Here is a 2,636-nt window from a genome sequence, read left to right on the forward strand (position 1 = left end):
TGTGGATTCCGACGGAAGCCGGCCGGGGATTCCGATTTGATGTCGGCCACCGTTCCGATTTGAAGCCGGCCACCATTCCGATTTAATTCCGGCCACTTGGGCTGAGCTTTTAGGCGTTATCGGCTGGGTCAGTAACTCGGGCATCAGCCTTCTCGTGATCAACCACGAGGAGGGCCGGATGCCGGCAAAGCGAGAGCTGACGATGAGGCAGATACGATATACGTTGCGGCTGGCCAGTGAAGGTATCAGCGCCCGGCAGATCGGGCGGATGTTGGGTGTGGCCCGCAGCACGATCCAGGACAATCTGAGGCGTGCGCAAGTGGCGGGCCTGGCTTGGCCGCTGCCAACCGATTTGACTGATGCGGTTTTGGAAGAGCGGCTTTTTGCCCGCAACGGCGCTCCTCGCGGGGTGCGCCGGCGTGCCGAGCCGGTTTGGAGCGCCCTTGTCTGCGAGCTCAAGCGGCCCGGGGTCAACCTGATGGTGCTCTGGGAAGAATATCGCGCAGGGCATCCGGAAGGATACAGTTACAGCCGGTTTTGTGACCTGTTTAGGGAGTTTGAAGCGCGATTGTCGCCGGTAATGCGGCAGGAACACCGGGCGGGCGACAAGGTGTTCGTCGATTATTCCGGCAAAAGGCTCGGCATCACGGATCCCACAACGGGCGACGTGCGGTTTGCAGAGATATTCGTGGCGGTACTTGGGGCGTCGAGTTTTACATACTGCGAAGCGACCTGGAGCCAAACGTTGCCGGACTGGATCGGCGCTCATGTTCGCATGTTCCGGTTCTTTGGCGGGGTGCCGCGGTTGGTGGTGCCGGACAATCTGAAGTCCGGTGTCAACAAGGCGTCGTTTTACGACCCCGAGATCAATCTCAGTTACGGCCGGATGGCCGCGCATTACGGCATCGGCGTTCTGCCGGCGCGGCCAAGGCGGCCGAAGGACAAAGCCAAGGTTGAGGCCGGAGTGCGGTTTGCCCAGAGCTATATTCTGGGCAGGTTGCGGCATCAGACCTTCTTCTCGCTGACCGAAGCCAACGCGGCAATTGCTGATATGGTGGCGCGTATCAACGACCACATCATGCGCCGGCTTGGTGTCAGCCGGCGGCATCTGTTTGAAACCATTGAGCGCCCGGCTTTGGCCGCGTTACCCGATGCCGACTATGAATTCGCCGAATGGGGCTTTGCCCGCGTCTCGCTGGATTATCATGTCGAGGTCTGCGGATATTTCTACTCGGTGCCGCATAACCTGATCCGTGCCCAGGTCGACACCCGCGCGACGGCGCGGATGATCGAGATATTTTTCCAAGGCAACCGGATTGCCGTGCATGAGCGCCGTTATGGCGGTGCGCGCCACGGCACAGATCCTGCGCATATGCCGAGCGCGCACCGGCGCTACGCTGAATGGACGCCGGAGCGGTTCCGCCGCTGGGGCGCCTCGGTTGGGGCCAACACTGAAGGGTTGATGATCGCCATTCTGGCCAGCCGGCCACATCCCGAACAAGGGTTCCGGACATGCCTTGGAATCCTGCGGTTGTTCCGGGACCTGGACAAAATACGGGCCGAGGCGGTCTCGGCCCGAGCCGTTGCCTATGGCGCGTTCACCTACAAGAGCATCGCCTCGATCATCGCCAACAAGCTCGATCGCACCACCATCACTGCCAGCGAGCCGCAGGCGGTGATGGCTCACGGAAATCTACGCGGCTCCAAATATTTTCACTGAAAGGATCAAATTCATGCTGACCCACCCAACGCTCGACCTCCTCCATAAACTCGGCCTGCATGGCATGGCCAAGGGCTTCAAGGAGTTCGAACGTCTGCCCGAGGCCACTGGCCTGGCGCACGCGGAATGGCTGGCCTTGCTACTTGAACATGAGGTCACCCAGCGGCGGCAAAAACGCTTCGAGACCCGTGCTCGTGTTGCCAAGCTACGGCAATCTGCAAGTATTGAAGATGTCGATTACCGAGCAGCTCGCGGCCTGGACCGCGCATTGTTCCTAAAGCTTGCAGGCTGTGACTGGATCCGCTCCCGGCACAATTTACTGATTACCGGGCCATGCGGTGTCGGCAAAAGTTGGCTGGCTTGCGCGCTCGGCCAGAAAGCCTGCCGCGAGGACCTGTCCACCGCCTATCATCGCGTGCCCCGGCTGTTCTCTACCTTGGCCATGGCACGGGCCGATGGCCGTTACGCCAGGACACTGCGCCAAATTGCGAAGGTTGATCTGCTGATCCTGGACGATTGGGGCCCAGAAACCCTGACTGCGGACCAGCGCCGCGATTTGTTGGAGATCATCGACGACCGCCATGAGATGCGCTCAGTCATCATCACCAGCCAGGTGCCGGTCGAACAATGGTACGAAATTATCGGCAATCCAACCATTGCCGACGCGGTCCTCGATCGCCTCGTCCACAACGCATACCGCATTGAGCTGACCGGTGAGAGCCTCCGGAAAAAGCAAAATCCCGCCGCCGCAAACCCTCAAACTTGACCCCAAACAAAGACACGATAATCATTCAACCAGACCCAACCGATGACGCTCAGGTGGCCGACATCAAATCGGAATACCTGGCCGGCTTGAAATCGGAATCAGTGGCCGGCTTCGAATTGGAATGCATGGCCGACTTCATCGGAATCCGCA

At 59.9% G+C, this 2,636-nt stretch carries 2 protein-coding genes; both read left to right on the plus strand.

The genetic code is table 11. From position 1 onward, the window contains the following. Positions 1–202: 202 nt before the first annotated feature. A complete protein-coding gene (gene istA / locus B7Z76_RS15795) occupies positions 203–1,720 on the plus strand; it encodes an IS21 family transposase (RefSeq protein ID WP_408736384.1) in 1,518 nt (505 codons plus the stop codon). A 13-nt stretch (positions 1,721–1,733) separates the two neighbouring features. After that, complete coding sequence (istB, locus tag B7Z76_RS15800; RefSeq protein ID WP_291345182.1) at positions 1,734–2,486, plus strand: IS21-like element helper ATPase IstB; 753 nt, start codon at positions 1,734–1,736, stop codon at positions 2,484–2,486. Positions 2,487–2,636 lie beyond the last annotated feature (150 nt).

Origin of the sequence: Acidiphilium sp. 20-67-58, from assembly GCF_002255515.1 — a bacterium.
Classification (GTDB): Bacteria; Pseudomonadota; Alphaproteobacteria; order Acetobacterales; family Acetobacteraceae; genus Acidiphilium.